The sequence below is a fragment of the Luteibacter aegosomatissinici genome (genome assembly GCF_023078495.1).
GTDB lineage: Bacteria > Pseudomonadota > Gammaproteobacteria > Xanthomonadales > Rhodanobacteraceae > Luteibacter > Luteibacter aegosomatissinici.
In genome coordinates, this window is sequence record NZ_CP095742.1 from 345,545 (window position 1) to 370,285 (window position 24,741).

The window sequence follows — 24,741 nt, forward strand, 5'->3', positions numbered from 1 at the left end:
TGACCCTCCATGCGACGTATCCACGATGTCGCGGCTAGCCGGCGCCGTCGAACCCTGCCTGGCGCCACACCTCGAAGACCGCTACCGCGACGGCGTTGGACAGGTTGAGGCTGCGGTTGCCCGGGCGCATGGGCAACCGGATGCGCTGTGGCTCCGGAATGCTGTCGAGCACGTCGTCGGGCAGGCCGGCCGTCTCGCAGCCGAACAGCAGCGCATCGGTGTCCGTGTAGGTCACATCGGTATGCAGGTGCTTGCCACGCGTCGAGAAGGCAAAGACGCGGGGCTGGTCAAGGGCGGTAAGACAGGCGGCGAGGTCGTCATGGACATGGACCGAGGCGAACTCGTGGTAGTCCAGGCCCGCGCGGCGCAGCCGGGTATCGTCCAGCTCGAAGCCCAGGGGGCGGATCAGGTGAAGCGTCGCGCCGGTGTTGGCGCAAAGGCGGATCACATTGCCCGTATTGGGCGGAATCTCAGGTCGGAACAGGATGACGTGGGGCATGCCCCCATTATGACGCCGCGCGCGGGCAAACGATGCCATCCGGCGGCAGGGCGCAGCTGCTGGCGGTAACCAGGCCAAGCGCCCCAGGGGCAACCTTGGCATCGTTGGCCAACTGCACCGGCTTCCCCTGGTAGGTCAGCATGTTGCCCAGGATCAGGCCGCAGACGAGCAGCGAGGCGACCAGCAAGCTACGCAGGACGAGGAGTTCGTGTTTCATGACATCGGTTCCTTTGATGATGGGATCGGGGTGTTACGCCATGCCGCCAAGCACGAGGGCGCAGAGCAGCATGGAAGTGGCGAGCAGCGTGGCGAGCATGGGAAGTTCGTACTTCATGGCGTTCTCCAGGGGTTGGTGGTGCCGGGGGAGGTGGTTCCCGGGGCGTGTCTAGTAACGCAAACGCCGTGCCAGCTTTTTAGAGGCGCCAATCAGCTGATTCGTATGAGGTTTGTCAGATCGCACGATGCTGCGCTGGTTGTCCGCGGACACTGTCCCGTGAAAAACGGACACCGTCCGGGCGGATGACCTGTGCCCGATTGCGCCGGAAGGACCGCTGCGGCTAGCCTCAGGGAGCCATGGGCCACGAAGGCCCCGAGGAGCTGTGCATGAAGAAACGCCTCGCCCTGTTTGCCGCAGGGCTGATGACCGTCGTCGGCGCCGCATCGGCGGCTTCCCCCTCGTCCGACGCCATTCCCGATATCCCCTACACCCGGTTCCAGTTGCCGAACGGTTTGACCGTGGTCGTGCATGAGGACCACAAGGCGCCCGTCGTCGCGGTCAGCATCTGGTACCACGTGGGTTCGGCGGATGAGCCCGCCGGCAAGACGGGTTTTGCACACCTTTTCGAGCACCTGATGTTCTCCGGCTCGGAGAACCACAAGGGCACGTACTTCCAGCCGTTTGAGCTGGCCGGTGCCACCGACCTGAATGGCACCACCTGGTTCGACCGCACCAACTACTTCGAAACCGTGCCCACCACCGCGCTCGACATGGCGCTCTGGATGGAATCGGATCGCATGGGTCACCTGCTGGGTGCCATTGGGCAGAAAGAGCTGGATACCCAGCGCGGCGTGGTGCAGAACGAAAAGCGCCAGGACGAAAATCGTCCCTACGGCCGCACGGACGAGAACATCCTCCTCAACACGTATCCGGCAAATCACCCGTACCATCACGAAACCATCGGTTCCATGACCGACCTGGATGCGGCTTCGCTGGCCGACGTGAAGAAGTGGTTCCACGACTATTACGGTGCGGCCAACACCACGCTGGTGCTGGCTGGCGATATCACCGTGGCGCAGGCGAAGGAAAAAGCCGCGAAATACTTTGGCGACATCCCGGCGGGCCCGCCGGTACCGCGCCAGCAGGCGTGGATCACGCCACTGGCGAAGAGCACGACCGCCGTACAGCACGACCAGGTAGCCCAGGCGCGCATCATCCGCACATGGATTGCACCGCAGCTGGGTACCGACGATTCCGTGGGCCTGGATCTCGCCACGACCGTACTCGGTGGCGGCAAGACCTCACGCCTGTACCAGCGCCTGGTGTACCAGGACAAGCTGGCCGACGATGTCAGCGTCGGTATCGCGCCGTTCGCGCTATCGAGCCAGGTGCAGCTCAGTGTCGACGTGAAGAAGGGCGTGGACCCGAAAAAGGTTGAGGCGGCCATCGCCGACGTGTGGAAGGATTTCCTCGCCAAGGGCCCGACCGAGGACGAACTCGAACGTGCCAAGGTCACCAACCGTGCGGGCTTTGTGCGCGGTCTGGAAAAAGTGGGCGGCCGGGGTGGCGGCAAGGCCACCATCCTCGCCGAGGGCCAGGTCTACCGGAATGATCCGGGCGCTTACAAGAAAGATCTTGAGCGCGCGCAAGCTGCGACGGTTGCCTCCGTGCTTGCCACCGCGAAGGAGTGGCTGGGCAAGGGTAGCTACACGCTCACCGTACTCCCCGCCGCACCGGGCTTTGATCCGGCCGCGGAGGACAAGGCGGTGAAGGGCCTTGCCGATGCGCCGGGCCGTCCGGCGGCCGTACTGCCGCCTGCCAAAACGTACACCGTCGACAAGTCCACGGTGGACCGCGCTGCCGGTGTACCGGCCGTCACAACGTTCCCCGATCTCACCTTCCCGAAACTGCAGCGCGGCAAGCTGAAGAACGGCATCGAAGTGGTGCTGGCCGAGCGTCACACCATTCCGGTCACCCAGGTGCAGTTGCTGTTCAATGCGGGCTACGCCGCCGACCAGGGCCGCAAGCTGGGCACGGCAGCCTTCACGGCGCAGCTGCTGGATGAGAGCACCAGGTCGCTCGATTCGGTGGAAGTGGCGCGCCGCAAGGAGCGCCTCGGCGCCATCATCGGTGCCAGCTGCTCGCTGGATAACTGCAGCGTGGGCCTGAACGCGCTCAACACCGACCTGAAGCCGTCGCTGGAGCTGTTCGCCGATATCGTTCGCAACCCGGCATTCAAGGCCGACGATATCGAGCGCGTGCGTGGCCAGTGGATCGCCGGCATCGCCCAGGAAAAGACCGAGCCGGAGGGTATCGCGCTGCGTTCGTTGCCGCCGCTGCTGTATGGCCCGGACCACGCGTATGGCATTCCTTTTACGGGCAGCGGCACCGAGAAGGCCATCGCCTCGCTCACCGCCGCGGACCTCGCGGCGTTCCAGGCCGATTACCTGCGCCCGGATAACGTGCGCATCCTGGTCGCGGGCGATACGACGTTGGCGGCCATCCTGCCGCAGCTCGAAGCCGCGTTCGGCGACTGGACGCCGACGGCCAGCCCCATCCCCAGGAAGAACGTGGCGGAAGTGGCCATCCAGGCCAAGCCGCGCGTGTTCCTGGTGAACCGTACTGATGCGCAGCAGTCGCTCGTGCTCGCCGGCCTGCTGGCGCCTTCGACCAAGGCGAAGGATGCCCTGGATCTCGGCATCGCCAATGGCGCGTTCGGCGGCAGCTTCACCTCACGCCTGAACATGAACCTGCGCGAGGACAAGCGCTGGGCCTATGGCGCGGGCAGCATCCTTACCGATGCCCAGGGCCAGCGCCCGATGCTGCTGTACGCACCGGTACAGACCGACAAGACCGCCGAATCGGCTGCGGAGATTCTGAAGGAGGCGCGTGGCATCGTCGGTGACAAGCCGCTGACCGCGGATGAGGTCGCCAAGATCCGCTCGCAACGCGTGCGCGCTTTGCCGGGTAGCTTCGAATCGACCTCGTCGGTCATGTCCGCCATGAACGGCATCCTCATCTACGATCGCCCCGATGATTACGTGCAGACGCTCAAGGCACGCATCGAAGGCGTGGACCAGAAGGATGCGGAAGCCGCGATTTCTGCGGTGGTGAAGCCCGATGCGCTCACCTGGGTGATCGTGGGCGACCTGCGCAAGATCGAGGCACCGGTGCGCGCGCTGAACCTGGGCGAGGTGTACGTGATCGATGCCGACGGCAACCCGGTGAAAGAGGGCAAGGCCAGGGCCACCCCCACCGCAAAGGCAACGAAACCGGCTGGCAAGTGACTGACGGCGAAGGCGTGGTGAGGATTCTCATCGCGCCTTCGCTTTCATCGGGCTAGCATTGGCCGCGAACGCGATACCTCCCGGAGCCACCTATGCGTAAAGCTGTTTTTCTACTCATCCCCCTCGCCACCTTCGCGCTGAGCGCGTGCGACTGGGGCATCAAGCTCGACGACAAGGCGCGCAACGTGCGCACGGCGTGGAACGGTGATGTCGGCAGCTGCAAGGACCAGGGCAAGGTGAGCGTCTCGGTCACCAGCCGCGTCGGCCCGGTGGACCGCAACGACCTGAAGGTCCGCGACGAGCTTGAAGTGCTCGCACGCAACGAGGCCGTCAAACTCGGTGCCGATACGATCAAACCGCTGGGTGAGCCGCACGATGGCTCGCAGGATTGGGGTGCTTACACCTGCGGCAGCAACCGTATCGTGGGCCCGCAGGGCAACAATGCGCCGCCCCCGCCGCAGAACACGGCGCCGCAGGGTGGTTTCGAAACCGTTCCGCTGAAGAACTGAGTCAGAGCATGCGCACCCCTTCGCCCGCTTGCGCGGCGAAGGTGGTGGCCACCCAGTCGATGAACACGCGTACGCGCGGCGAAAGCTGCCGGCTATGCGGGTACAGCAGCGATACCGGCGTCTCCGTCGGTGGGTACGTCGGCAATACCTCCACCAGCCGCCCCTCGGCGATATCTTCCACCACGTTGTAATACGGGACCTGGATAAGGCCCAGGCCAAGGCGTGCGAGCGCCTTGTTCGTTTCAGCGCCGGTCACCGTCACCACGGACGGCAGTTGCACCGTGCGCACGTTCCCCCCTACGACGAACTCCAGTGGCAACGTGCCGCCGGTGGCGCTCGAGAAGAAGCCGATCGCCTGGTGACCCTCGAGATCGTCGGGTGAGGTCGGGACACCATGCCGTTCCAGGTACGCCGGGCTGGCCAGCGTGACCTCGCGCAACATCGCGATACGCCGGCCGGCCATGCTGCTATCGGCAAGGTCACCCGCGCGCAGTACGCAATCCACGCCCTCACGCACCAGGTCCACCCAGCGGTCGCCCTCACCCACGTGCACGCGAAGGCCCGGGTACTGCTCAAGGAAGGCGGGCAGGGCGGGCAGGACGAAGCGTCGAGCGAGGATGCCGTGCATGTCGACCCGGAGCAGGCCGGTTGGGCGCGCATCCGTGAACGCGGCCTCGGCGTCCTCCACATCGGCCAGGATGGCGACGCAGCGGCGGTGGTATGCCTCGCCGTCCAGCGTGGGGCTCACCTGCCGTGTGGTCCGCTGGAGCAACCGCACCCCAAGCCGGGCCTCCAGCCGCTTGATGGCCTGGGTGACGGTCGACCGGGGCAGGTCCAGGTCAGCCGCGGCAGCGGTGAAGCTGCGCCGTTCCACGATCCGGACGAACAAGCGCATGGTGTCGAAACGGTCCATGGTCATCGTTTGTTCCACCGTAAAGAATAGTGAAGCCTAATTTAGCTGGATTATCCGGCCTGCGACAACGCGCATGCTTCTCCTCGCCCGGCACTGTCGCCGGATCCGGAGATTCCAGATGAACGAGCAAGCGAACAACAAGGTTGCCATCGTGACGGGCGCCTCGCGGGGTATCGGCGCGGCGGTGGCGAAGCGGTTGGCGGAAGACGGCTTCACGGTGGTGGTGAATTACGCCGGCAGTGCCAAGGCCGCCGATGACGTGGTGAAGGCCATCGAGGCCGCCGGCGGCAAGGCGATCACGGCCCAGGCCGATGTATCCAGGCCGGCGGATGCCCGCCGCCTGTTCGACCAGGCCGAGGAAGTCTACGGCGGCGTCGATGTGCTGGTGAACAACGCCGGCGTGATGGCGCTTTCGCCGATCGCCGACCTGAAGGACGAAGACTTCGACCGCCTCTTCGATATCAACGTGAAGGGCAGCTACAACACCATGCGTGAGGCCGCAAAGCGCCTGCGCAAGGGTGGTCGCATCATCAACTTCTCGTCGAGCGTGGTCGGTCTGCTACAGCCCAGTTATGCACCGTACGCCGCGACCAAGGCGGCGATCGAAGCCACGACCGTGGTGCTGGCGCGCGAACTGCGCGGCAAGGAAATCACCGTCAATGCCGTCGCCCCCGGTCCGACCGCGACTGAGCTCTTCCTCAACGGCAAGTCGGATGAGCTGGTGAGCCACCTCGCCAAGCTCGCCCCCCTGGAACGCCTGGGCACGCCGGAAGACATCGCCGCGGCCGTCGCCTTCCTCGCTGGCCCGGACGGCGGCTGGATCAACGGCCAGGTGCTTCGCGCCAACGGCGGCATCATCTGACCTGCGCCCGGACGAAAGGAGAAACCTCATGAAACAGATCATCCTGATTACGGGCGCCTCGAGCGGCTTCGGCCTGCTCACCGCACGTGCCCTGGCCGATGCCGGCCACACCGTTTACGCCAGCATGCGTGATATCGCAGGCCGCAACGCGAAGCAGGCCGAAGCCGTCCTGGCGGAAGCCCGCGAGCGCAACGTGGACCTTCGCGTGGTTGAACTCGACGTCACCTCCGATGACTCGGCAAGGGCCGCGATCGACAGCGTGCTGCGCGAGGCGGGGCGCCTGGATGTGCTCGTGCATAACGCGGGGCACATGGTGTTCGGTCCCGCCGAAGCCTTCACGGCTGAGCAGTACGCACAGCTTTATGACGTGAACGTGCTCGGTACGCAGCGCGTGAACCGCGCGGCGCTGCCAGCCATGCGCACGCAAGGCAAGGGCCTGCTGCTTTGGGTGTCATCCAGCAGCACGCGAGGCGGCACGCCACCGTTCCTTGCGCCGTACTTCGCCGCGAAGGCCGCGATGGATTCGCTCGCGGTCAGCTACGCCGGTGAACTCACCCGCTGGGGTATCGAGACCTCGATCATGGTGCCCGGCGCCTTCACCAAGGGCACCAACCACTTTGCGCACTCGGGCAAACCGTCGGATACGGCAGTAGAAGCCGAATACATGGATGGTCCCTATGCCGGCATGCCGGACCGGATCCTGAAAGGCCTGGCCTCGCTGGAGCCGGCGGATGCCGATGCCGCCGAGGTCGCCACGAAGATCGTTGAGGTGGTGAACATGCCCTTCGGCAAGCGTCCCTTCCGTGTGCACGTCGATCCGTCGCAGGACGGCGCCGAGATCGTCAATGGTGTTGCCGATCGCGTCCGCCGCGAGCTGTTCTTCCGCGCCGGTATCGATGAGTTGCTCGTCACCAAATACGCCTGACGACCGACCTGTAGGAGCGCGCTTGCGCGCGATGGGTGCTTGCGGCAGGGCCCATCGCGCGCAACCGCGCTCCTACACGGGGGCGGCTATCGGAAGTGTCAGCGTGAATGTCGCGCCATGCGTTTCGTTGAGCGACGCGCGTAGCTGGCCTTCGAGGCTTTCCATGATGTAACGGCTTACGGATAGGCCGATACCCATGCCCGCATCCTTGGTTGTGTAGAAGGCATCGAACAGCTGGGCCGCGTCAGCGGGGTCGAAACCGGTGCCGTTGTCTTCGACGGCAAGGTGAACGCCGTTGATATCCTGCCAGGTGCGTACGCGAACCTGGCGCGCCCGGTCGGTCACGGTCTGCAGCGCATCGGTCGCGTTCAGCACCAGGTTGAGTATCACTTGCTGCAACTGGACGCGATCGCCGGTCACCTGGGGAACATCATCCGCGTACATGGGGAACACGCCGATACCCTGGCGTTGCAGTTCGCCAAGCAGGAGCGTGACGACTTCACGGGTCGTGTCGTTGATGTCAATTCGCTCGGTGGCAAGCGGCTTCTTCGCGAACAGCGCACGCAGGCGCTTGATCACATCCGCGGCCCGGTAGCCGTCGCGCACGATCCGTTGGGTTGTTTCACGTGCGCCGTCGATGTTTGGTGGACTGGCACCGAGCATGCGCTGGCACGTATTCGCATTCGTGATGATGCCCGACAGGGGCTGGTTCACCTCGTGGGCGATCGACGCGGTCAGTGCCCCCAGCGTAGCAACCCGCGCGACATGCGCCATATCCGAGCGAATCTGGTTCAGCGCTACATCGTTGAGCGCACGCTCGATGGCGATGCTGGCCATGTGACTGAACTGGGCAATCAGCGCCTGCTCGTTTCCAGTGGGCGCATGGATCTGCCGGTACAGAATGATCAGCACACCGAGCACCTTACCTTGTGATGAGGCGACGGGCGTGGCAATGGCGGCGCAGAAGCCATTGGCGCGGACGACCGTGGCCCAGCCGGGCCATCGGGATTCCGCGGAGAGATCGTCCACCACCACCTGGTCGCCAGCGAGCGCCGCGGCGGCAAGTGGACAGCCCGCCGGATCCAGCACGCTGCGCATCCCCCGCGCGATCAGCGCCTCCGGCAACGTGTGGGATATGCACGTGGTCTCTGTCACGGCGTGCCCGCGTCGCGACGGTGCCAGGACGATGCCGCTGGCGCATCCGCCCAGCGCACCTTCGACCACGGTACATAGCTCACCCAGTATCTCGGGCAACGCGCGCCCGGTCGCCATCATCTCCAGCACACGCTTCTCGCCGGCGAGCAGCAATTCGCCGCGCTTCTGGTCGTCAATGTCCGTATTGCCGCCGTACCAGTGCGTGACACGGCCCGCCTGGTCCAGCTTGGGCGTGGCCCGGATCAGGAACCAGCGGTAGGCGCCGTCGAAACGGCGCAACCGGGCTTCGTACTGTCCCGGCTGGTTCGATTGCAGCAGGCCGATCCAATAGCGCGAGAGCCCATCGGCATCATCGGGGTGAACGGCCCGCGCCCAGCCAAAGCCGTGGGCTTCGGCAGGCGTCATGCCGGTGTAGTCGTACCAGCGCTGGTTGAGGAAATCGACGCCACCGTCGGCACCCGTGCGCCAGACGAACCCCGGGCCGGTGTCGATGAGCGCGCGCAGGCGTGCTTCCGAAGCACGCATGTCGTCGAAATCATCCATCGAACCCAATGTCACGTCCTCTGCCAGGCGCGTCCCACCGATTATCCGGTGCTCGCCGCGCGGGCCGGGATCATACCTTGGTGTGACACCTTGGTATGGGTCGATACCATCGTGCAATGGCGAGCCCCACGCCTGTTTGCTCCCATCGGGCACCCAACCAAACCCAGGAAGCGACACCATGAAGAAACTTATCGCCGGCGTGCTGTTTGCCGCCGCTTTTGCCACGGGTTCCGCGGCTTTCGCACAGGAAAAGAAGCCCACCATCGTGCTAGTGCATGGCGCGTTTGCCGATGCCTCCAGCTGGACCGGCGTGATCAGGATCCTCGCGAAGGATGGCTATACCGTCATCGGCGCCGCCAACCCGCTGCGTGGCGTGAAGAGCGATGGCGATTACGTCGGCAGCCTTGTCGGCGCGCAGCAGGGCCCGGTCGTGTTGGTGGGCCATTCGTATGGCGGCTCGGTGATCACCAGCGCGGCCAACGGCCACGAGAACGTGAAGGCGCTGGTCTACGTCAGCGCGTTTGCGCCGGAACAGGGCGAATCCGCCGCGGACCTCGCCGGCAAGTTCCCCGGTAGCACGCTTGGGCCGACGCTGGCCCCGCCCGTTGCCCTGGCCGACGGCGGCAAGGACCTTTACATCATCGCGTCGAAGTTCCATGACCAGTTCGCCGCCGACGTGCCGGCCGCCGAAGCCGCCCTCATGGCTGCCACGCAGCGCCCGATCACGGAGGCCGCACTCAACGAGAAATCGGGTGAGGCATCATGGAAGCACACCCCGGTGTATTTCATCTACGGCGACAAGGACAAGAACATACCGCCACAGGCGATGGCCTTCATGGCCAGGCGCGCGAACGCCCGGGATGTCGTGGTGGTGAAGGGCGGGTCGCACGTGGTGATGGTGTCGAACCCGCAGGCCGTGGCAAAGCTGATTGAGAAAGCAGCCGCGGCGAAGTAAACGCCATGACGCGTGCCGGCCCCGATCGGGCCGGCACGCGTGGGCTCACGGTGCGTAGCGAGTAAACACCAGGTCGTGGTCCACCACCTTGGCCTGGTGGCACGCCAGGCAACTCTGGTGCTGCGCCAGGTCGGCGGGCTTGCCGTTGATAAAACGACCAAAGCCCCATCCGCCTGACGATGCGTACTTCTTCGAGTCCTTCACCATGACCTGCACGGTGGTCGCTGCACCCGGAACAAAAGCGGGTGCAAACTCCTTCGATTGCACGTGCTTCCATGCGAGTTTTACCAGCACGCTGCCATCGGGAAACGGCAGGGTGCCATCGTGGTAGGCCTTCACCGCCACGTCGTTGCCGAGCACGACGCGAAGTTCATCCAGCGGCGGCGTTTCGTGTGCCGGCGCGATCATCTCCCAGTGCCGGTAACCGTCGGGGATAGCCACGCCGTAGATCGGCGATCGCGCGACATCGTCCTTGCTGGCGGCCAGGGTCACCGCCGTGGCGAATGAGCCTGCGGCGATGGCAAACAACACGACGAGTGGCCGGTTCACGACCACGTATCCACATCGAGGATGGCCTGGGCGAACGCCTGCGGGGCTTCCTGCGGCAGGTTGTGGCCGATACCGCCCGTGATGTTGCGATGCTCGTACTTGCCGGTGAATTTCGCCGCGTACTGCGCCGGCTCGGGGTGCGGCGCGCCGTTGGCGTCACCTTCCATGGTGATCGTCGGCACGCCGATGGTCGGGCCGGTAGCAAGCTTTGCCTCGATCGCGTCGTATTTTGCTTCACCTTCCGCCAGGCCCATGCGCCAGCGGTAGTTATGCACCACCAGCGCCACATGGTCCGGATTATCGAACGCCGCCGCGCTACGTTCATAGGTTGCGTCGTCAAACTGCCACTTCGGCGAGGCAAGGTTCCAGATCAGCTTGTTGAAGTCGTGCCGGTTCTGCTCGTAGCCTTGGCGGCCGCGCTCGGTAGCGAAATAGAACTGGTACCACCACTGAAGCTCGGCCTTGGGCGGCAGCGGCTTCTTGCCGGCTTCCTGGCTGCCGATGAGGTACCCGCTTACCGCAACCAGTGCCTTGACCCGCTCCGGCCAGATCGCCGCGATGATATCGGCCGTACGGCCGCCCCAATCGAAACCACCCAGCGTCGCCTTCTTGATCTTCAGCGCATCCATGAGGTCGATGATGTCGGTAGCGAGCGCCGCCGGCTGCGCGTTGCGTGGCGTGGCGGCATCCACGATACGGGTGGTGCCGTAGCCACGAAGGTACGGAACGATCACGCGGTAGCCCTTCGCAACCAGCACCGGTACGACCTGCGCGAAGCTGTAGATGTCGTACGGCCAACCGTGCAGGAGGATCACCACCGGACCCTTGGCCGGGCCGGCATCCACGTAACCGACATCCAGCGCGCCCGCACGGATCTGTTTCAGGGGCGGGAGCGACGCCGCGTCACTTGCGCCGTGTGCGCCGGCAGGGGCGCCTGCGCGCGCCGGCGAGGGTGCGGGGGAAGCGCCTGCCAGGCCGGCGAAGCCGAGCGGGGCCGCGGCCATGGCCATGGCGCTCACACCAAGAAAGCGGCGCCGCGAGAGAACATATTCAGGGGACATGTGGGGGCTCCTTTAACGCAGGGATTTGAAGGCTGCACGGAGTTCTTCGACGAACAGCTGCGGCTGTTCCCAGGCGGCGAAGTGGCCGCCCTTATCCACTTCGTGGAAGTAGTACAGCGAGGGATAGGCGCGTTGCGCCCAGGCCTTTGGCGTGCGGTAGATCTCGTAGGGGAACACGGTGATCGCGACCGGCACCTTGATCTCGCTGGTCTTCTGCGCCGCCGCGCTGAAATTGTTGTTGTTGTTTTCCCAGTAGAAGCGCGATGCCGATGCGCTCGTATTGGTCAGCCAGTAAAGGCTGATGTCATCGAGCATCTCGTCGCGGCTGAGCACGCCATCGGGGTGGCCACGGTTATCGGCCCACTGTACGAACTTTTCATACATCCATGCGGCTTCGCCGCTGGGCGAATCCGCGAGCGGATAACCGATGGTCTGCGGGCGCGTCACCATCATGGCGCCGTAGGCGGCATTGCGGCCGAAGAACGCGCTGAGCTCGTCGAAGGCACGTTTCTCGTCGGCAGGCAGCCCTGCGGGTGCCGGGTCACCGCCGAAGATCGGCTTCACCAGTTCGGGTGGAATGGTGGCGGGCATGTTCAGGTGAATACCCAGCAGGCCCTGTGGCGCCTGCCGCGCGAGCGCATCGGAAATCACCGAGCCGTGGTCGCCGCCCTGCGATACATAGCGGCTGTAACCCAGGCGGTGCATCAACGTGTCCCATGCCTTCGCCACGCGATCCGGGCCCCAGCCCGTACCCGTGGGCTTGCCCGAGAAGCCGTAGCCCGGGATGGCCGGGATCACGACATCGAACGCATCGTTAGCCGTACCGCCATGGGCGGTGGGGTTCACAAGCGGGTCGATGGTTTTCAGGAACTCGATGGGCGAGCCGGGCCAGCCGTGGGTGAGGATCAGCGGCAGGGCGTTCGGGTTCTTCGAGCGCACGTGGATGAAATAAATATCCACGCCATCGATAGTGGTGACGAACTGCGGCAGCTTGTTGAGCTGGGCCTCGAACTTTCGCCAGTCGTAGCCCTTGCCCCAGTACTGCACCAGCGCCTGCACCTTGGCCAGCTGGATGCCCTGGGAATCGTCGTTGACGGTTTCCTTGTCCGGCCAGCGCGTCTCCGCGATGCGGCGGTGCAGGTCGGCAAGGTCCTTGTCGGGCACGTGTACGTGGTACGGCCGTATCGACGTGTCGTCGGGGGTGGTGGCCGCGGTGGCAGGGGATTGCCAGAGGGTGCCCAACAGGGCGATGCCCAGGGCGAGCGTCGCTGCGCGCATGGTCGTTCTCCATCGGTGTGCTTGGATGAAGAGCGATGACAGCAGAGCCGGGAGGGGGCGGCGATTGCACCAAGGTATTGATCCATACCAACGTATCATTGCCACGGTCGTGCAAGACACGGGAAAGCACCGACACCAAGGTATCATGGGCGCCGGCGGCACCATGGCGCATGCTTCGCGTGCTTTCTTCCGAACCATGCGTGACTTGTGGAGCTTGTGCCATGGCCATGCCATTGCTCGTATCTGTCGTAGACGATGACGAGTCCATACGCGAAGCCCTGGCGGGCCTGCTGCGCGAATTAGGTTACGCGGTGCGGGCGTTTGTCTCTGCGCATCATTTTTTGGACGAAGGTGATGCGGACGCCACGCATTGCCTGATCCTGGATGTATCGATGCCGGGCATGTCCGGGCCCGAGCTGCAGCGCGAGCTGAAGGCGCAGGGCAGGGCCATTCCCATTGTTTTCATCAGCGCGCAGGCCGATCCTGCGTTGCGGCCAGCGTTGCTGGCCGAGGGCGCGGTGGCTTACCTGCAGAAGCCGTTTGGTGAGCCAGACCTTCTCCAGGCACTTGCCGCGGCGATGCCCGCGCGTTGAACGAGTGAGGATGCAGCATGGTGCCACTGGCTAACGCCTACCCATCCACGCGCAAGCGCCGGGCACCGGTCGTGCTCGATCCGGTGGTGTACGTCGTGGATGACGACATCTCGGTACGCGAGTCGCTGGAGGCCATGCTTGGCTTTGCAGGCTGGCGCTTCCTCGCGTTCTCGTCCGCGCAGGCATTCCTTGATCACGCGCGGGACGGCGCACCCGCGTGCCTGGTGCTGGATATCAACCTGCCTGACCTCAACGGCCTTGAGTTGCAGCGGCAGTTGCTTGGCGAGACGCAGGTCGTACCGATCATCTTCATCACCGGCTATGGTGATATTCCCAGCACGGTGCAGGCGATGAAGGCCGGCGCGATGGAATTCCTCACCAAGCCGTTCGATGCTGATGCGCTGCTCGATGCGATCGCATCGGCGATCGATGCCAGTCGCCAGGCCCTGAGCGCCAGGCAGGCGGTGGGCAAGCTCCAGGCCGCCGTCGAGACGCTTACTGGCCGCGAGCGCGAGGTGATGGCCATGGTCGTCGCCGGCAGCATGAACAAGCAGATCGCCATGGAGCTCGGCATCAGCGAAATCACGGTGAAGGCGCACCGCGGCAAGGTGATGCGGAAGATGCGCGCGCGGACGTTGGTGGAGCTCGTCGAGATGGCGGCATCGCTGCGGTCTTGCGGTTGATCCAACGCAACCCGCTCGTTTCTTGTGGCGCCGGGGCAGCCCGCCTGACGCCGGGCGTTTTCTTTCAGCGCACTTATACTCGCCGGATGGCTGCACCTGGCAGCCAATCAGGGAGTCCCCATGTCGAAAGTGCGCATCGCAGGGTTCAACGTTTCCATGGACGGCTACGCCGCCGGCCCGAACCAGAGCCTTGAACATCCGCTTGGTGAGAACGGCCCGGACATCTTCCAGTGGTTTTTCCCGACCCGCATGTTCCGCGAGATGATCGGCCAGGATGGCGGCGAGACGGGACCGGATAACGACTTCGCGTATCGTGCGATGGAAGGCTTCGGCGCCTTCATCCTTGGCCGCAACATGTTCGGCCCCATCCGCGGCGAATGGCCGGATGACGAATGGAAAGGCTGGTGGGGCGACAACCCGCCGTACCACGCGCCGACCTTCGTCCTGACCCGCTACCCGCGTGAGTCCATCGAGATGGAAGGCGGGACGACGTTTCATTTTGTCACGGGTGGCATCGAGGAAGCCCTGCGCCGCGCCCGCGAAGCGGCGGGCGACAAGGACATCAAGATCGGTGGCGGCGTCGCCACGGCCAGGCAGTACATCGAAGCCGGCCACGTGGATGAAATGCACCTCGCTATGGCGCCTGTCGTCATGGGGCAGGGCGAGCCACTGTTCGCCGGGCTGGATCTGCGCGCGATGGGATACAGGACCATCGAGCACGTGCCGACGGCGCGCGCGACGCATGTGGTGCTCGCACGCGGATGAGGCCTGCGTCCCCACTCGGTGCAGCTTCCATAACGGCACATATTAAACCCGGATGAAAATCTCTACTGCTTGTGAAACGGGTAATTTTGCATATTGATAATTCAGGAATGAACTATATACTTATGAGGTAACCAAGCCGCAGGCCCTCCTCATGAGCGATTTCGTCCCCACCGAAGCGCGGATCCACAACACGATCAAGAAGTACCCCGCCTTCCCCCGGGAGCCGGCGGTGCTGGTGCGCCTTATCAAGCACATCTACAAAGAGGTGCACGACGAGGCCAACGGCGTGATGAAGCCCTACGGGCTGAACCACCCCGAGTACAACATCCTGATGATGCTGTACGGCGCGCCGGGCCATGCACTCAACCCCACCCAGCTGGCGGACGCCGCCGGCGAGAAGTCGGCCAACGTCACCCGGCTGACCACCCGCCTGTGCGACATGGGCTACATCGGCCGCGCCTCCAGCGAGGACGACCGCCGCAAGGTGGAGCTCACGCTCACTCCGGCGGGCATCGCCCTCATCGAAACCTTCCTGCCGGACATCGTCACGCTGCTGCACCGGCAGACGCGTAACCTGTCGGCGACGGAGCAGGGCCAGCTCGAGGCCCTGCTGAAGAAAATGCTGGCCGGCTTCGGGGCCTGAGCGAACGCCGCCATGTCTGCCGTTAACCCTACCGCTGCCGCTACACCCGATACACGCCAGGTCGTGGTCGAGTCGCTGCGCGAGGAAGCCTCGATCTGGCTCTTCGTGGTGAAGACGCTTGTGGCGTTCTTCGCCACGGGTTGGCTGGCCATGCGTTTTGACCTGCCGGCGCCGTCCACCGCCATGCTGACCACGATCATCGTGGCCAACCGGCAGGCGGGCATGGTGTTGGCCAAGAGTTTCTACCGCGCCATTGGCACGGTGGGCGGCGCGACGGTCGCCGTGGGCATCGTCGCGGCATTCCCGCAGCAGCGTGATCTGTTCCTGCTGGCCCTTTCGCTGTGGATTGGCGTGTGTTCGGGCGGCGCGACGCTGTATCGCAACTTCAAGTCGTACGCCTTCGTGCTGGGTGGCTACACCGCCGCCATCGTCGCCCTGCCGGTGATCGACAACCCGCCGGGCGTGTTCGATTCCGCGGTGGCTCGCCTTTCCGAAGTGCTGCTGGGCCTGCTCGTCAGCGGAGTAGTGAACGACGTGGTCTTCCCCAGCCGCATGCGCGATGTGTTGCGTCGTTCGGCGCGCGAACAATTCGCTCACTTCGTGGGCTTTGTGCGTGGTGCGACGGAAGGTGCCATCCCGCGCGATGTGATGGAGTCCGCCCACCTCCGCTTCGTGCGTGAAGCGGTAACGCTGGAAGACCTGCGCAGCTCGGTGATCTTCGAGGATGCCGATGCCCGTGCACGCAGCAACCACCTGCGCCTGTTCAACCAGCGCTTCATGGCGGCCTCGACCAGCTTCCAGTCGCTGCACCATCTGGTGAACCGCCTGAAGCGGGCGAAGCGTGACCGCACCGCCGATACCCTGGTCCGCTTGTACGCCCCCATCGGCGAGGCCCTGCATGTGCCGATCGAGGCCGGCATGGGCGCCCGGGTGCTGCTGCCGCGCCTGGCGGATGCACGCACGACCATGCGCGCCCAGGTGCCGGTGTTGCGCGCCACGCTCAGTGATGCGCAGGACCTTCGCGACTACGACACCGGGGCCTCGTTGCTCATGCGCTTCGTCGATGAGCTGCATGCCTACGTCGATGCCGCCGCGTCGTTGCAGGCACCCCGTATCGCCGGTGGTGCCGCCGAGCGCGTGCGCTTCGATCGCGGCAACGATTGGCTTGGCGCGGGTCTCGCGACCTTCCGTACGACGGTCACCATGCTGGTGCTGGGTATTTTCTGGATTGAAAGCGCGTGGCCGCTGGGCTCAAGCGCCATGTTGCTTGCCACCATCTTCGCCGGCCTGTTCGCGACCACGCCGAACCCGACACGCGTCACCTGGATCGTGATGCTGGGTTACCTGTTCGGCATGGCCATGGGCTTCATCTGCGAGTTCTTCGTGCTCACCCAGGTGGATGGCTATGGCCTGCTGGTGGTAGGCATCGCGCCGTTCCTGGCAGTGGGCCTGGTCATGATGATGAGCCGCCGGCTGGGTTCGTTCGGACTGGGCTGGTGCATGGGCTTGGCGTACATCCTCGCGCTGAAGAACGTGCAGACGTACGATCCAGCGCACTTCATCAACGATGCGATCGCGCAGGTGATCGGCCTGGGTGCCGCGGCGGTTTCGTTCGTGGTCATTCCGCCGGCGATCGGCAGCGCCTGGTTGCGTCGCCGCCAGTTGGCCCGCTTGCGCGGCCAGGTGGCACTGGCGGCCGAGGCACCGCTACCGGGCCTGCGTCATCGCTTTGAAAGCGTGAACCATGATCTGGTGAGCCAGGTGGTGGCACAGACGCAGCCGGGCAGTGCGGATTCACGTGCGCTCATTGCATGGGCGCTGGCGGTGCACGAGACCGGCCGTGCGCTGATCGAACTGCGTCATGACATGGCCCGGCGCGAGGTGGCATCCACGTTGCGCCCGTATCTGGAAGATGCGCTGCGATCGCTGGCGCGCTTCTACGAGAAGCCCGACGCGGCCGGCTACCTGCTCGCGCGTGACGCGGTCGCCACGGCGATCGCCAGCGTGGGTGAGCATGAAGGTCACGCGCACCTGCTCGAACACCTGCACCTTGTCCGCATGGCCCTGCTGGATGGTGAATCCGTCCTCGCTGCGTACATGCCCTCCGCTCCGCTTGCCAAGGAGATCGTCCATGCCTCGTGAGATCGCGCTCGGCGACGCCCTCGTACCGGGGCTGCTCGTCCTCTTCGTGTTAGCCCTGGTGGCGCTTGCGCTGCTCGACTGGGTGGCCGGCCGCTTTGGCCTTTATCGCCTGGTATGGCATCCGCCGCTGTTCCGCCTGGGTGTGTTCGTCTGTGTCTTCGGCGCGTTCGCGCTGTTCCTCATCTGAGTGATGCCGTCATGAAACTCGCAACCCTCATCCGCTTTGCCATCACCGCTGCCGTGATCGTCGTCGCGGCCCTCGTAGGCCACGCGCTGTGGAAGCACTACATGTATTCGCCATGGACGCGCGACGGCCGTGTGCGCGCCGAAATCGTGCGCATCGCGCCCGACGTCGCCGGTATCGTCACCGACGTGAAGGTGATCGATAACCAGACGGTGAAGAAGGGCGACCTGCTGTTTGTCGTCGACCAGGCCCGTTACGTGAATGCGCTGAACCAGGCGCAGGCCAACCTGCACGCGGCGGAGGCAGCCGCGCGCGCATCCGGCGCCAGCATCAACGCCGCAGCCGCGAGTGCGCAACAGAGCCGTTCGAACTTCGAGATGTACCAGGCCCAGTCGGAGCGTCGCCAGAAGCTGATCAACAATGTGATCTCGGCTGAAGACAAGGCCAATGCGCTAGCCGCTGCGAATGCCGCGAAGGCAGGTTGGCAGGCTGCGCAGGCAAGCACGAAGCAGGCATCGGCCGCGCAGGAGCAAGCCCTCGCCGCCGTGGCCCAGGCCTCGGTCGAAGTGGCCGCCGCACAGCTCAACCTCGATCGCACGGAAGTGCGTGCCCCGGTGGATGGCTACATCACGAACCTGGACGTGCGCGTAGGTGATTACGCCAGCGCCGGGACGGCGCGCCTTGCGCTCATTGATAGCCATTCCTACTGGATCTACGGCTACTTCGAGGAAACCAAGCTGCCGGGCCTGCGAATCGGCGACCCGGTGGATATCCGCCTGATGGCCGGCGGCCTGCGCCTGAAGGGCTCCGTGGAAAGCATCGCCCGCGGCATCACCGATGCCGATAACCCCACCGGTAGCGACATGCTGGCCGACGTGAACCCCACCTTCAACTGGGTGCGCCTCGCGCAGCGCGTGCCGGTGCGCGTGCATATCGAGGCGGAAAACCTGCCGAAGGGCACGGTGCTTGCGGCCGGCATGACGGCGACGCTGGTGGTGCACCCGTCGCAGGCGGACCAGGTGGCGTCACGCTAACGGGCGATATCTCAGGCCGTGAGGCGCTTCAGGCGTAGCTGGAGCCACTTGTCCACATCGGGCCATTCGGTGGCCAGGATGCTGTAGCAGACCGTATCGCGCAGCGAGCCATCCTCGCGGCGCTTGTGGGCACGGAGCACGCCTTCGCGCCTGGCGCCCAGGCGCTCGATGGCCTTCTGGGAATCCTGGTTGTAGGCATCGGTGTGGAATTCCACCGCGACCACGCCCAGGTTCTGGAACGCGTTATCCAGCAGCAGGTGCTTGCAGGCCGTGTTCAGGTGGCTGCGCTGCCAGCGCTTCGCGTACCAGGTGTAGCCGATGGCCAGCCGGTACGGATCGGGGGTGATGTCGTAATAGCGGCTCGTGCCCACGATGTCGCCGCTGGCTTTCTCGATGACCACCCAGGGGGTCATCCGGCCCTCGACCTGGCCGCGCAGGGCCTTTTCCACGTAGGCCGTCATCTGGCCCGGGGCGGGGACGGTCGTGAACCACAGGTCCCACAGGTTGCCATCCGCCGCGGCCTGCTCCAGGGCGGGCACGTGGGTGAGGGCCATGGGTTCCAGGGCCACCCAGGCGTTTTCCAGGCGATCGGCCATGCGCGGCGCTCCTTCTAAGCGTCCAGGTCGGGAATGAGGCTGCTTTCAATCCGCGCGATGGCGTCCTTCAGCAGTAGCTTGCGCTTCTTCAGCCGGGTGAGCTGGAGCTCGTCGCGGCCGATCGACTGGGCCAGGTGGTCGATGGCGGCGTCGAGGTCCCGGTGCTCCACCTTGAGCTCCGCAAGGCGGTGGGACAGCTGGATCGGATCCTGAACCTGCATGGCGGCGGCCGGCGGCTTGGGGGAAGCCGCAAGTTTACCCCCCGGCGTGCCGCGCCGCAGCAGCTACAATAGGAGGCTCGTCCCTTCCGAAGCACCCCGCGACATGTCCGCCAACCCCGACGCCGCCCGAAAGCACACCTACGAAGCCGGCAAGCTGGCCAAGCGCCTGCGCCGCCAGGTCGGGCAGGCCATTGCCGATTTCGGCATGATCGAGGATGGCGACAAGGTCATGGTCTGCCTTTCCGGCGGCAAGGACTCCTACACCATGCTCGATATCCTGCTTTCACTGCAGGCGAAGGCTCCGGTGCGGTTCGAGCTGATCGCGGTGAACCTGGACCAGAAGCAGCCGGATTTCCCCGAGCACGTGCTTCCGGAATACCTCACCGGGCGCGGCGTGCCGTTCCATATCATCGAGCAGGACACGTACAGCGTCGTCACCCGCGTCATCCCGCAGGGCAAGACGATGTGCAGCCTGTGCTCGCGCATGCGTCGTGGCGCGCTGTACCAGTGGGCTGCCGATAACGGCGTTACCAAGATCGCGCTCGGTCACCACCGCGACGACATCCTCGGGACGTTCTTCCTGAACATGTTCTACCAGGGCAGCCTGAAGGCCATGCCGCCCAAACTGCAGTCCGATGATGGCAAGCACGTCGTGATCCGCCCGCTGGCGTATTGCCGCGAGGACGACATCGCAACCTACGCCGAGGCGAAGGCCTTCCCGATCATTCCCTGCAACCTGTGCGGCTCGCAGGAGAACATGCAGCGCAAGGTGGTGAAGCGCATGCTCGAGGAGTGGGAGAAATCCCATCCGGGTCGCAGCGAAACCATGTTCCGCGCGCTGGGCAATATCGCACCCACCCAGCTGATGGATCGCAACCTGTTCGATTTCGCGGGCCTTGGCGCACGCGAAGGCGCGGCCCGCGCCGATACCCATGCATGGCTCGGCGGTAGCGATACCGCTGACGACAACGACTGATACTTCCCCTTCCACCGTTTCAAGGCCTGACGATCATGACCCTGTTCTCCGCTGTCGAACTCGCCCCGCGCGATCCGATCCTTGGCCTCAACGAAGCCTTTGGCGCCGATACCCGTGCGGACAAGGTGAACCTGGGCGTGGGCGTGTATTACGACGCCAACGGCCACGTGCCGCTGCTGCGCGCCGTGCGCGAGGCGGAAAAAGCGCGCCTGGAGGCGCAGCTGCCGCGCGGTTACCTGCCCATCGATGGCATCGCGCTGTACGACAGCGCCGTGCAGAAACTCCTGTTCGGCGCCGAATCGCCGCTGCTGGCCGATCGCCGCGTGGTCACCGCGCAGGCGCTGGGCGGTACCGGCGCGCTCAAGGTCGGTGCCGACTTCCTCAAGCGCCTTAACCCGGATGTGCCGGTCGCCATCAGCAATCCGAGCTGGGAGAACCACCGCGCGCTGTTCGAATCGGCGGGTTTCCAGGTCGTGGATTACCCGTATTACGACGCCGCCACGCATGGCGTGGATGTGGAAGGCATGCTGGCGGGCCTGGCGAAGCTTCCCAAGGGCTCGGTCGTCGTGCTGCATGCCTGCTGCCATAACCCGACGGGTGTGGACCTGGCGGAGGCCGACTGGAAGCGCGTGATCGAGGCCGTGCGTACGCATGGCCTGGTGCCGTTCCTCGATATCGCCTACCAGGGTTTCGGCGATGGCATCGAGGCCGATGCCGTGGCGGTGCGCCTGTTCGCTCAGGCCGACGTACCGTTCTTCGTCGCCAGCTCGTTCTCCAAATCGTTCTCGCTCTATGGCGAGCGCGTCGGTGCGCTGTCGATCGTCACCGGCTCGCATGACGAAGCCGTGCGCGTGCAGTCGCAGCTTAAGCGTGTCATCCGCACCAACTACTCGAACCCGCCGACCCACGGCGCGGCCGTGGTTTCCGCGGTGCTCAACCACGAAGAACTGCGCGCCACCTGGGAAACGGAACTCGGTGACATGCGCGATCGCATCCGCGCCATGCGTCGTGGCCTCGTGGAGCGCCTGGCCAAGGCGGGCGATTTCGGTTTCATTCAACAGCAGCGCGGCATGTTCTCGTACTCCGGGCTCAGCGGCGCGCAGGTCGATCGCCTGCGCGACGCGTTCGGGATCTATGCCGTGGGCACGGGCCGCATTTGCGTGGCCGCGCTGAACGACAAGAACATTGATCGCGTTGCCGACGCGATCGCCAAGGTCGTCTGAGTCACAGCTCGTATTATCGCCGGCGGGCGCACTGCGCCTGCCACGGCTCATCCTTTGCATGAGAATCACCGATAGATGTTCTTTCGCAACCTGACGCTGTTCCGCTTTTCCGAATCCGTCGCCACCGATCTCGACCGCCTGGACGAAGCGCTGCCTGAGCACCGCCTGCGTCCGGTGGGCCCGATGGAGCTTTCCGCTCGCGGCTTTGTCTCCCCGCTGGGTCGTAACGAAGAAGGCCTCACCCACAACGTGGCCCGCAACACCATGGTCACGGTGGGCAGCGAAGATAAGCTCCTGCCGTCGTCGGTGATCAACGATGAGGTCGCCAACCGCGTCCAGAAGATCGCCGAGGAAGAGGGGCGCAAGGTCGGTGGCCGCGAGCGCAAGAAGATCAAGGACGACGTGATGAACGAACTCGTCCCGCGCGCGTTCGTGCGCAGCTCGCGGATGAAGGCCTACGCCGACAAGAAAAACGGCTGGTTCGTGCTGGATACCTCCAGTCGCAAATCCGCTGAGAACACCCTGAGCCAGGTGCGTGAGGCCCTGGGTAGCTTCCCGGCAGTGCCGCTGGCCCCCGAGGAATCCCCGCGGATCCTGATGACCCATTGGGTGGCCACGGGCGAGCTTCCAGGCGGCCTGGCCCTCGGCGACGAGTGCGAACTGCGTGACCCGGCCACGGCCTCGGGCGCCATTGCCCGCTGCCGCCGCCAGGATCTCGACACGGATGAGATCCGGGAGCACCTGCGCACCGGAAAACAGGTGTTCCAGCTTGGTTTGGTGTTCGATGACCGCATCTCTTTCGTGCTTGGCGAAGACCTGATCCTGCGTAAAATCAAGTTCACGGACGTGGTGCTGGATGAACAGGCGGATAGCCACGAGAACGCCGCCGCCGAAATGGACGCCACCTTCGCCCTGATGGCGCTGGAATACGAGCGCCTGCTGGGCAAGCTCGAAGAGTGGTTCAAGCTGCCGCGCCCGGAGTGATCCGCCGGGCCGGTCGCATCGGTTGATACCGCAGGATGGGATGTTTGTCGGGATCGGTTCGGGACTGGCAACATGGCATTTGAACAAGGCGACTGGCTGGAACTCTCCACCCCGACCGGGGGCACCATCCGTGTGCTCAAGTCGGCGCACCCACGCGCGCGCCGGCTAAGGCTCACGGTGACGCCCAAGGGTGCGCGCCTCACCTATCCCAACGGTACGCACGTGGCGCAGATGACCGCGTTCCTGCGCCATCATGCCGATTGGCTCGAACAAAAGCTCGGCGAGTTCCACATGGATGCCGAGCCGCTGCCTGCGTTGCGCGTAGGCGTGCCCACCACGTTCCCGTTCCGCGGCGAGGATGTAACGCTGGACTGGGCCGAGGGGCCGTATCCGCGCGTGCAGCACGAGGAAGGGAGCATCACGCTGATCATCCCCGGTCCGCATCATCGTGAACTGCTGGTGGCGCGTGGTCTGCTTGCGACATTCTTTGAAGCGCAGATACGCCGGGATGTGTCGCGCTGGTTGCCGGGTTACATCCCGCAGATCAATGCGGCGCCGACGGCGTTGCGTATCCGGCCCTTAAAGAGCTTGTGGGGCAGCCTGGATACGCGCGATCGCATCAACCTGGACCTCGCGCTGGCGCTCGCACCACCGGCGGCGTTGCGCTACGTGCTCGTGCACGAGCTCTGCCACCTGAAGGTGCGCAACCACTCGCCGAAATTCTGGCACTGGGTGGAGAGCATCCTGCCGGAGCATAAGGAGCAGCGTACGTGGTTGCGTGCGCATGGCAGCGCATTGAAGGCGCAGCTGGACCGCCTCATCGCTGATGTAGCCGACTAGTAGGAGCCCACCCTGTGGGCGACATCTTTCGCGACGACTCAGCAGGACCTGCATCCACGTCGCGAACAGCGTCGCCCACAGGGCGGGCTCCTACGTTGGCGCTTAATGCGCCAGCGCAAACCCGGTAATGATCCGCGCGGTTTCCTCAGGCTTCTCCAGCATCGGCATATGGTTGCAACCGTTCATCACGGTAGCGCCGATCGACGGCGAGCTCTTCAGGCCATCGCGTAACGTATCCAGTGCCGAGACATCGATGATCTTGTCATCGTGGCACCAGATGCCCAGCACCGGCATCTGCAGCTTGCCGATGACCGGATCGAGCGCGTAAGCCTGCTCAGGCTGTTTCAGCTCTGCAAACGTCCGCTCGATGAAAGCGTGGTCCTTCATGTTGCGCTCGATCAGCGCATCCTGGATCCGGCCGGGCAGGTGCGGCGGCTTGACGAAGATGCGCGCGAGCAACGCTTCCAGCTGTTCGCGGTCGCTGAAGACGAACGGGTCCTTGCCTGCCTTCACATCGCGGACAAAATCGTTCTCCTTGAACGTGAGGCCCAGCGAGCTCATCAGGCCCAGTGCGGCAACGCGATCCGGGTGATCGGCGGCATACACGCCGGCGATGGCGCCACCCATGGACTGGCCGACCAGCAGGAAGTGCTTCAGGCCGGTGGCCTTCGCGAAGTCTTCGAGCCGTGCGGCCTGGGCAGGAATGCCGTAGTCGCCGTTGTCGTTGCGCGAGGACTCACCCCAACCCGGCAGGTCGGGGATCACCACGTGGAAATGGTCGGTAAGGCCCTTGGCCATCTCCAGCCAGGTTTCCTTGTTGGCCGCGAAACCGTGCAGCAGCACGATGGTCGGGCCCTGGCCACCTTCGTAATACGACCACGTGGTATCGCCAGCGACGACGGTTTGCTTATCGACGTGTGCCTGCATGGCCATGCGCGCCGCATCTGCCCGGAGGAGCAGCTGCGGCGCGGCAAGGTACACCAGGCCCGCGCCAACACCGAGCACCACGGCGACGACCAGAAGGAACTTCAGGCGGCGCAGCAGCAACCGCTGCCACAGCGGGCGGGCCGTTGCGGGATTCACGGGAGCAGGTGATTTGGCCAT

Annotated in this window: 26 protein-coding genes; 16 read left to right on the forward strand and 10 right to left on the reverse strand. The window is 64.8% G+C overall.

The features are described from left to right. Positions 1-34: 34 nt before the first annotated feature. Both L2Y97_RS01600 and L2Y97_RS01605 read right to left on the reverse strand, forming a co-directional pair. Positions 35-499, reverse strand: a complete 465-nt coding sequence (locus tag L2Y97_RS01600; protein WP_247432106.1) for a tRNA (cytidine(34)-2'-O)-methyltransferase — start codon at positions 497-499, stop codon at positions 35-37. A 7-nt stretch (positions 500-506) separates the two neighbouring features. Beyond that, on the reverse strand, positions 507-716 hold the full coding sequence (locus L2Y97_RS01605; protein WP_247432108.1) for a hypothetical protein: 210 nt from the start codon (positions 714-716) through the stop codon (positions 507-509). 386 nt (positions 717-1,102) lie between these two features. Here L2Y97_RS01605 and L2Y97_RS01610 point away from each other — a divergent pair, with 386 nt between their 5' ends. Then, positions 1,103-4,003: a M16 family metallopeptidase gene (locus tag L2Y97_RS01610; RefSeq protein WP_247432109.1), complete on the forward strand. Its 2,901-nt coding sequence runs from the start codon at positions 1,103-1,105 to the stop codon at positions 4,001-4,003. Positions 4,004-4,095: 92 nt separating this feature from the next. Beyond that, a complete protein-coding gene (locus L2Y97_RS01615; RefSeq protein ID WP_247432111.1) occupies positions 4,096-4,512 on the forward strand; it encodes a DUF4156 domain-containing protein in 417 nt (138 codons plus the stop codon). 1 nt (position 4,513) lies between these two features. On the opposite strand, the gene L2Y97_RS01620 is transcribed toward L2Y97_RS01615, so the two are convergent. Next, complete coding sequence (locus tag L2Y97_RS01620) at positions 4,514-5,425, reverse strand: LysR family transcriptional regulator (protein WP_247436978.1); 912 nt, start codon at positions 5,423-5,425, stop codon at positions 4,514-4,516. 118 nt (positions 5,426-5,543) lie between these two features. On the opposite strand from L2Y97_RS01620, the gene L2Y97_RS01625 reads away from it, so the two are divergent. Together L2Y97_RS01625 and L2Y97_RS01630 are read left to right on the forward strand one after the other, a co-directional pair. Then, positions 5,544-6,287, forward strand: a complete 744-nt coding sequence (locus L2Y97_RS01625; RefSeq protein ID WP_247432114.1) for an SDR family oxidoreductase — start codon at positions 5,544-5,546, stop codon at positions 6,285-6,287. Positions 6,288-6,315: 28 nt separating this feature from the next. Further along, the gene (locus tag L2Y97_RS01630; protein WP_247432117.1) at positions 6,316-7,212 is read left to right on the forward strand and encodes an SDR family oxidoreductase; all 897 of its coding nucleotides are present in this window, start codon (positions 6,316-6,318) and stop codon (positions 7,210-7,212) included. Positions 7,213-7,284: 72 nt separating this feature from the next. Here the strand turns inward: L2Y97_RS01630 and L2Y97_RS01635 are convergent, their stop codons facing one another. Next, a complete protein-coding gene (locus L2Y97_RS01635; protein WP_247432120.1) occupies positions 7,285-8,925 on the reverse strand; it encodes a sensor histidine kinase in 1,641 nt (546 codons plus the stop codon). A 163-nt stretch (positions 8,926-9,088) separates the two neighbouring features. Between L2Y97_RS01635 and L2Y97_RS01640 the strand changes: the two genes are divergently transcribed. Further along, on the forward strand, positions 9,089-9,865 hold the full coding sequence (locus L2Y97_RS01640) for an alpha/beta fold hydrolase (protein WP_247432122.1): 777 nt from the start codon (positions 9,089-9,091) through the stop codon (positions 9,863-9,865). A 45-nt stretch (positions 9,866-9,910) separates the two neighbouring features. Here the strand turns inward: L2Y97_RS01640 and L2Y97_RS01645 are convergent, their stop codons facing one another. Genes L2Y97_RS01645 through L2Y97_RS01655 form a run of 3 tightly spaced genes read right to left on the reverse strand, consistent with a single transcriptional unit; the run spans position 9,911 to position 12,753 of the window. Then, the gene (locus tag L2Y97_RS01645; RefSeq protein WP_247432125.1) at positions 9,911-10,414 is read right to left on the reverse strand and encodes a cytochrome P460 family protein; all 504 of its coding nucleotides are present in this window, start codon (positions 10,412-10,414) and stop codon (positions 9,911-9,913) included. Beyond that, on the reverse strand, positions 10,411-11,475 hold the full coding sequence (locus L2Y97_RS01650) for an alpha/beta fold hydrolase (protein WP_247432127.1): 1,065 nt from the start codon (positions 11,473-11,475) through the stop codon (positions 10,411-10,413). The genes L2Y97_RS01645 and L2Y97_RS01650 overlap by 4 nt, the downstream gene beginning before the upstream one ends. Positions 11,476-11,487: 12 nt before the next feature. Then, positions 11,488-12,753 (reverse strand): epoxide hydrolase family protein, encoded by a 1,266-nt coding sequence (locus tag L2Y97_RS01655; RefSeq protein ID WP_247432130.1) that lies wholly within the window; start codon positions 12,751-12,753, stop codon positions 11,488-11,490. A gap of 221 nt (positions 12,754-12,974) precedes the next feature. Here L2Y97_RS01655 and L2Y97_RS01660 point away from each other — a divergent pair, with 221 nt between their 5' ends. The 7 genes from L2Y97_RS01660 to L2Y97_RS01690 all read left to right on the forward strand — a co-directional run bounded on the left by L2Y97_RS01660 (position 12,975) and on the right by L2Y97_RS01690 (position 18,797). After that, a complete protein-coding gene (locus L2Y97_RS01660; RefSeq protein WP_247432133.1) occupies positions 12,975-13,346 on the forward strand; it encodes a response regulator in 372 nt (123 codons plus the stop codon). 17 nt (positions 13,347-13,363) lie between these two features. Continuing rightward, positions 13,364-14,029: a response regulator transcription factor gene (locus L2Y97_RS01665; RefSeq protein WP_247432136.1), complete on the forward strand. Its 666-nt coding sequence runs from the start codon at positions 13,364-13,366 to the stop codon at positions 14,027-14,029. Between the two features lie 120 nt (positions 14,030-14,149). Continuing rightward, on the forward strand, positions 14,150-14,794 hold the full coding sequence (locus tag L2Y97_RS01670; RefSeq protein ID WP_247432138.1) for a dihydrofolate reductase family protein: 645 nt from the start codon (positions 14,150-14,152) through the stop codon (positions 14,792-14,794). Positions 14,795-14,945: 151 nt separating this feature from the next. Continuing rightward, on the forward strand, positions 14,946-15,437 hold the full coding sequence (locus L2Y97_RS01675; RefSeq protein WP_247432141.1) for a MarR family winged helix-turn-helix transcriptional regulator: 492 nt from the start codon (positions 14,946-14,948) through the stop codon (positions 15,435-15,437). Positions 15,438-15,449: 12 nt separating this feature from the next. Further along, a complete protein-coding gene (locus tag L2Y97_RS01680; RefSeq protein WP_247432143.1) occupies positions 15,450-17,579 on the forward strand; it encodes an FUSC family protein in 2,130 nt (709 codons plus the stop codon). Continuing rightward, positions 17,569-17,766, forward strand: coding sequence for a DUF1656 domain-containing protein (locus L2Y97_RS01685; RefSeq protein ID WP_247432145.1), 198 nt, complete (start codon positions 17,569-17,571; stop codon positions 17,764-17,766). Before L2Y97_RS01680 ends, L2Y97_RS01685 begins: the two co-directional genes overlap by 11 nt. Positions 17,767-17,777: 11 nt before the next feature. After that, positions 17,778-18,797 carry an HlyD family secretion protein gene (locus L2Y97_RS01690; protein ID WP_247432148.1) on the forward strand — a complete coding sequence of 340 codons (1,020 nt, stop codon included), beginning with the start codon at positions 17,778-17,780 and terminating at the stop codon, positions 18,795-18,797. Positions 18,798-18,808: 11 nt separating this feature from the next. On the opposite strand, the gene L2Y97_RS01695 is transcribed toward L2Y97_RS01690, so the two are convergent. Further along, complete coding sequence (locus tag L2Y97_RS01695) at positions 18,809-19,393, reverse strand: GNAT family N-acetyltransferase (RefSeq protein ID WP_247432150.1); 585 nt, start codon at positions 19,391-19,393, stop codon at positions 18,809-18,811. Between the two features lie 14 nt (positions 19,394-19,407). Further along, positions 19,408-19,614: a YdcH family protein gene (locus L2Y97_RS01700; RefSeq protein WP_247432153.1), complete on the reverse strand. Its 207-nt coding sequence runs from the start codon at positions 19,612-19,614 to the stop codon at positions 19,408-19,410. A gap of 103 nt (positions 19,615-19,717) precedes the next feature. Here L2Y97_RS01700 and ttcA point away from each other — a divergent pair, with 103 nt between their 5' ends. From ttcA to L2Y97_RS01720, 4 genes are all read left to right on the forward strand, one after another. Next, positions 19,718-20,590, forward strand: a complete 873-nt coding sequence (gene ttcA, locus L2Y97_RS01705) for a tRNA 2-thiocytidine(32) synthetase TtcA (protein WP_247432155.1) — start codon at positions 19,718-19,720, stop codon at positions 20,588-20,590. Positions 20,591-20,625: 35 nt separating this feature from the next. Continuing rightward, positions 20,626-21,813, forward strand: coding sequence for an amino acid aminotransferase (locus L2Y97_RS01710; protein ID WP_247432158.1), 1,188 nt, complete (start codon positions 20,626-20,628; stop codon positions 21,811-21,813). A 75-nt stretch (positions 21,814-21,888) separates the two neighbouring features. Next, entirely contained in the window at positions 21,889-22,797 is a 909-nt protein-coding gene (locus L2Y97_RS01715; RefSeq protein ID WP_247432161.1) for a recombination-associated protein RdgC, read from the forward strand. 72 nt (positions 22,798-22,869) lie between these two features. After that, positions 22,870-23,637 carry a M48 family metallopeptidase gene (locus L2Y97_RS01720; RefSeq protein ID WP_247432164.1) on the forward strand — a complete coding sequence of 256 codons (768 nt, stop codon included), beginning with the start codon at positions 22,870-22,872 and terminating at the stop codon, positions 23,635-23,637. A 102-nt stretch (positions 23,638-23,739) separates the two neighbouring features. Here L2Y97_RS01720 and L2Y97_RS01725 read toward each other — a convergent pair whose 3' ends face one another. Continuing rightward, positions 23,740-24,741 carry an alpha/beta fold hydrolase gene (locus L2Y97_RS01725; protein WP_247432166.1) on the reverse strand — a complete coding sequence of 334 codons (1,002 nt, stop codon included), beginning with the start codon at positions 24,739-24,741 and terminating at the stop codon, positions 23,740-23,742.

What these genes read in the sequence shown, in the direction of transcription:
- L2Y97_RS01690 (WP_247432148.1), top strand. Translation starts at nt 17,778, where the DNA reads ATGAAACTCGCAACCCTCATCCGCTTTGCCATCACCGCTGCCGTGATC.
- ttcA (WP_247432155.1), top strand. Translation starts at nt 19,718, where the DNA reads ATGTCCGCCAACCCCGACGCCGCCCGAAAGCACACCTACGAAGCCGGC.
- L2Y97_RS01700 (WP_247432153.1), bottom strand. Translation starts at nt 19,614, where the DNA reads ATGCAGGTTCAGGATCCGATCCAGCTGTCCCACCGCCTTGCGGAGCTC.
- L2Y97_RS01715 (WP_247432161.1), top strand. Translation starts at nt 21,889, where the DNA reads ATGTTCTTTCGCAACCTGACGCTGTTCCGCTTTTCCGAATCCGTCGCC.
- L2Y97_RS01630 (WP_247432117.1), top strand. Translation starts at nt 6,316, where the DNA reads ATGAAACAGATCATCCTGATTACGGGCGCCTCGAGCGGCTTCGGCCTG.
- L2Y97_RS01605 (WP_247432108.1), bottom strand. Translation starts at nt 716, where the DNA reads ATGAAACACGAACTCCTCGTCCTGCGTAGCTTGCTGGTCGCCTCGCTG.
- L2Y97_RS01615 (WP_247432111.1), top strand. Translation starts at nt 4,096, where the DNA reads ATGCGTAAAGCTGTTTTTCTACTCATCCCCCTCGCCACCTTCGCGCTG.
- L2Y97_RS01640 (WP_247432122.1), top strand. Translation starts at nt 9,089, where the DNA reads ATGAAGAAACTTATCGCCGGCGTGCTGTTTGCCGCCGCTTTTGCCACG.
- L2Y97_RS01620 (WP_247436978.1), bottom strand. Translation starts at nt 5,425, where the DNA reads ATGGACCGTTTCGACACCATGCGCTTGTTCGTCCGGATCGTGGAACGG.
- L2Y97_RS01670 (WP_247432138.1), top strand. Translation starts at nt 14,150, where the DNA reads ATGTCGAAAGTGCGCATCGCAGGGTTCAACGTTTCCATGGACGGCTAC.
- L2Y97_RS01710 (WP_247432158.1), top strand. Translation starts at nt 20,626, where the DNA reads ATGACCCTGTTCTCCGCTGTCGAACTCGCCCCGCGCGATCCGATCCTT.
- L2Y97_RS01610 (WP_247432109.1), top strand. Translation starts at nt 1,103, where the DNA reads ATGAAGAAACGCCTCGCCCTGTTTGCCGCAGGGCTGATGACCGTCGTC.
- L2Y97_RS01725 (WP_247432166.1), bottom strand. Translation starts at nt 24,741, where the DNA reads ATGGCCAAATCACCTGCTCCCGTGAATCCCGCAACGGCCCGCCCGCTG.
- L2Y97_RS01625 (WP_247432114.1), top strand. Translation starts at nt 5,544, where the DNA reads ATGAACGAGCAAGCGAACAACAAGGTTGCCATCGTGACGGGCGCCTCG.
- L2Y97_RS01660 (WP_247432133.1), top strand. Translation starts at nt 12,975, where the DNA reads ATGGCCATGCCATTGCTCGTATCTGTCGTAGACGATGACGAGTCCATA.
- L2Y97_RS01600 (WP_247432106.1), bottom strand. Translation starts at nt 499, where the DNA reads ATGCCCCACGTCATCCTGTTCCGACCTGAGATTCCGCCCAATACGGGC.
- L2Y97_RS01680 (WP_247432143.1), top strand. Translation starts at nt 15,450, where the DNA reads ATGTCTGCCGTTAACCCTACCGCTGCCGCTACACCCGATACACGCCAG.
- L2Y97_RS01665 (WP_247432136.1), top strand. Translation starts at nt 13,364, where the DNA reads ATGGTGCCACTGGCTAACGCCTACCCATCCACGCGCAAGCGCCGGGCA.
- L2Y97_RS01685 (WP_247432145.1), top strand. Translation starts at nt 17,569, where the DNA reads ATGCCTCGTGAGATCGCGCTCGGCGACGCCCTCGTACCGGGGCTGCTC.
- L2Y97_RS01695 (WP_247432150.1), bottom strand. Translation starts at nt 19,393, where the DNA reads ATGGCCGATCGCCTGGAAAACGCCTGGGTGGCCCTGGAACCCATGGCC.
- L2Y97_RS01720 (WP_247432164.1), top strand. Translation starts at nt 22,870, where the DNA reads ATGGCATTTGAACAAGGCGACTGGCTGGAACTCTCCACCCCGACCGGG.
- L2Y97_RS01655 (WP_247432130.1), bottom strand. Translation starts at nt 12,753, where the DNA reads ATGCGCGCAGCGACGCTCGCCCTGGGCATCGCCCTGTTGGGCACCCTC.
- L2Y97_RS01650 (WP_247432127.1), bottom strand. Translation starts at nt 11,475, where the DNA reads ATGTCCCCTGAATATGTTCTCTCGCGGCGCCGCTTTCTTGGTGTGAGC.
- L2Y97_RS01675 (WP_247432141.1), top strand. Translation starts at nt 14,946, where the DNA reads ATGAGCGATTTCGTCCCCACCGAAGCGCGGATCCACAACACGATCAAG.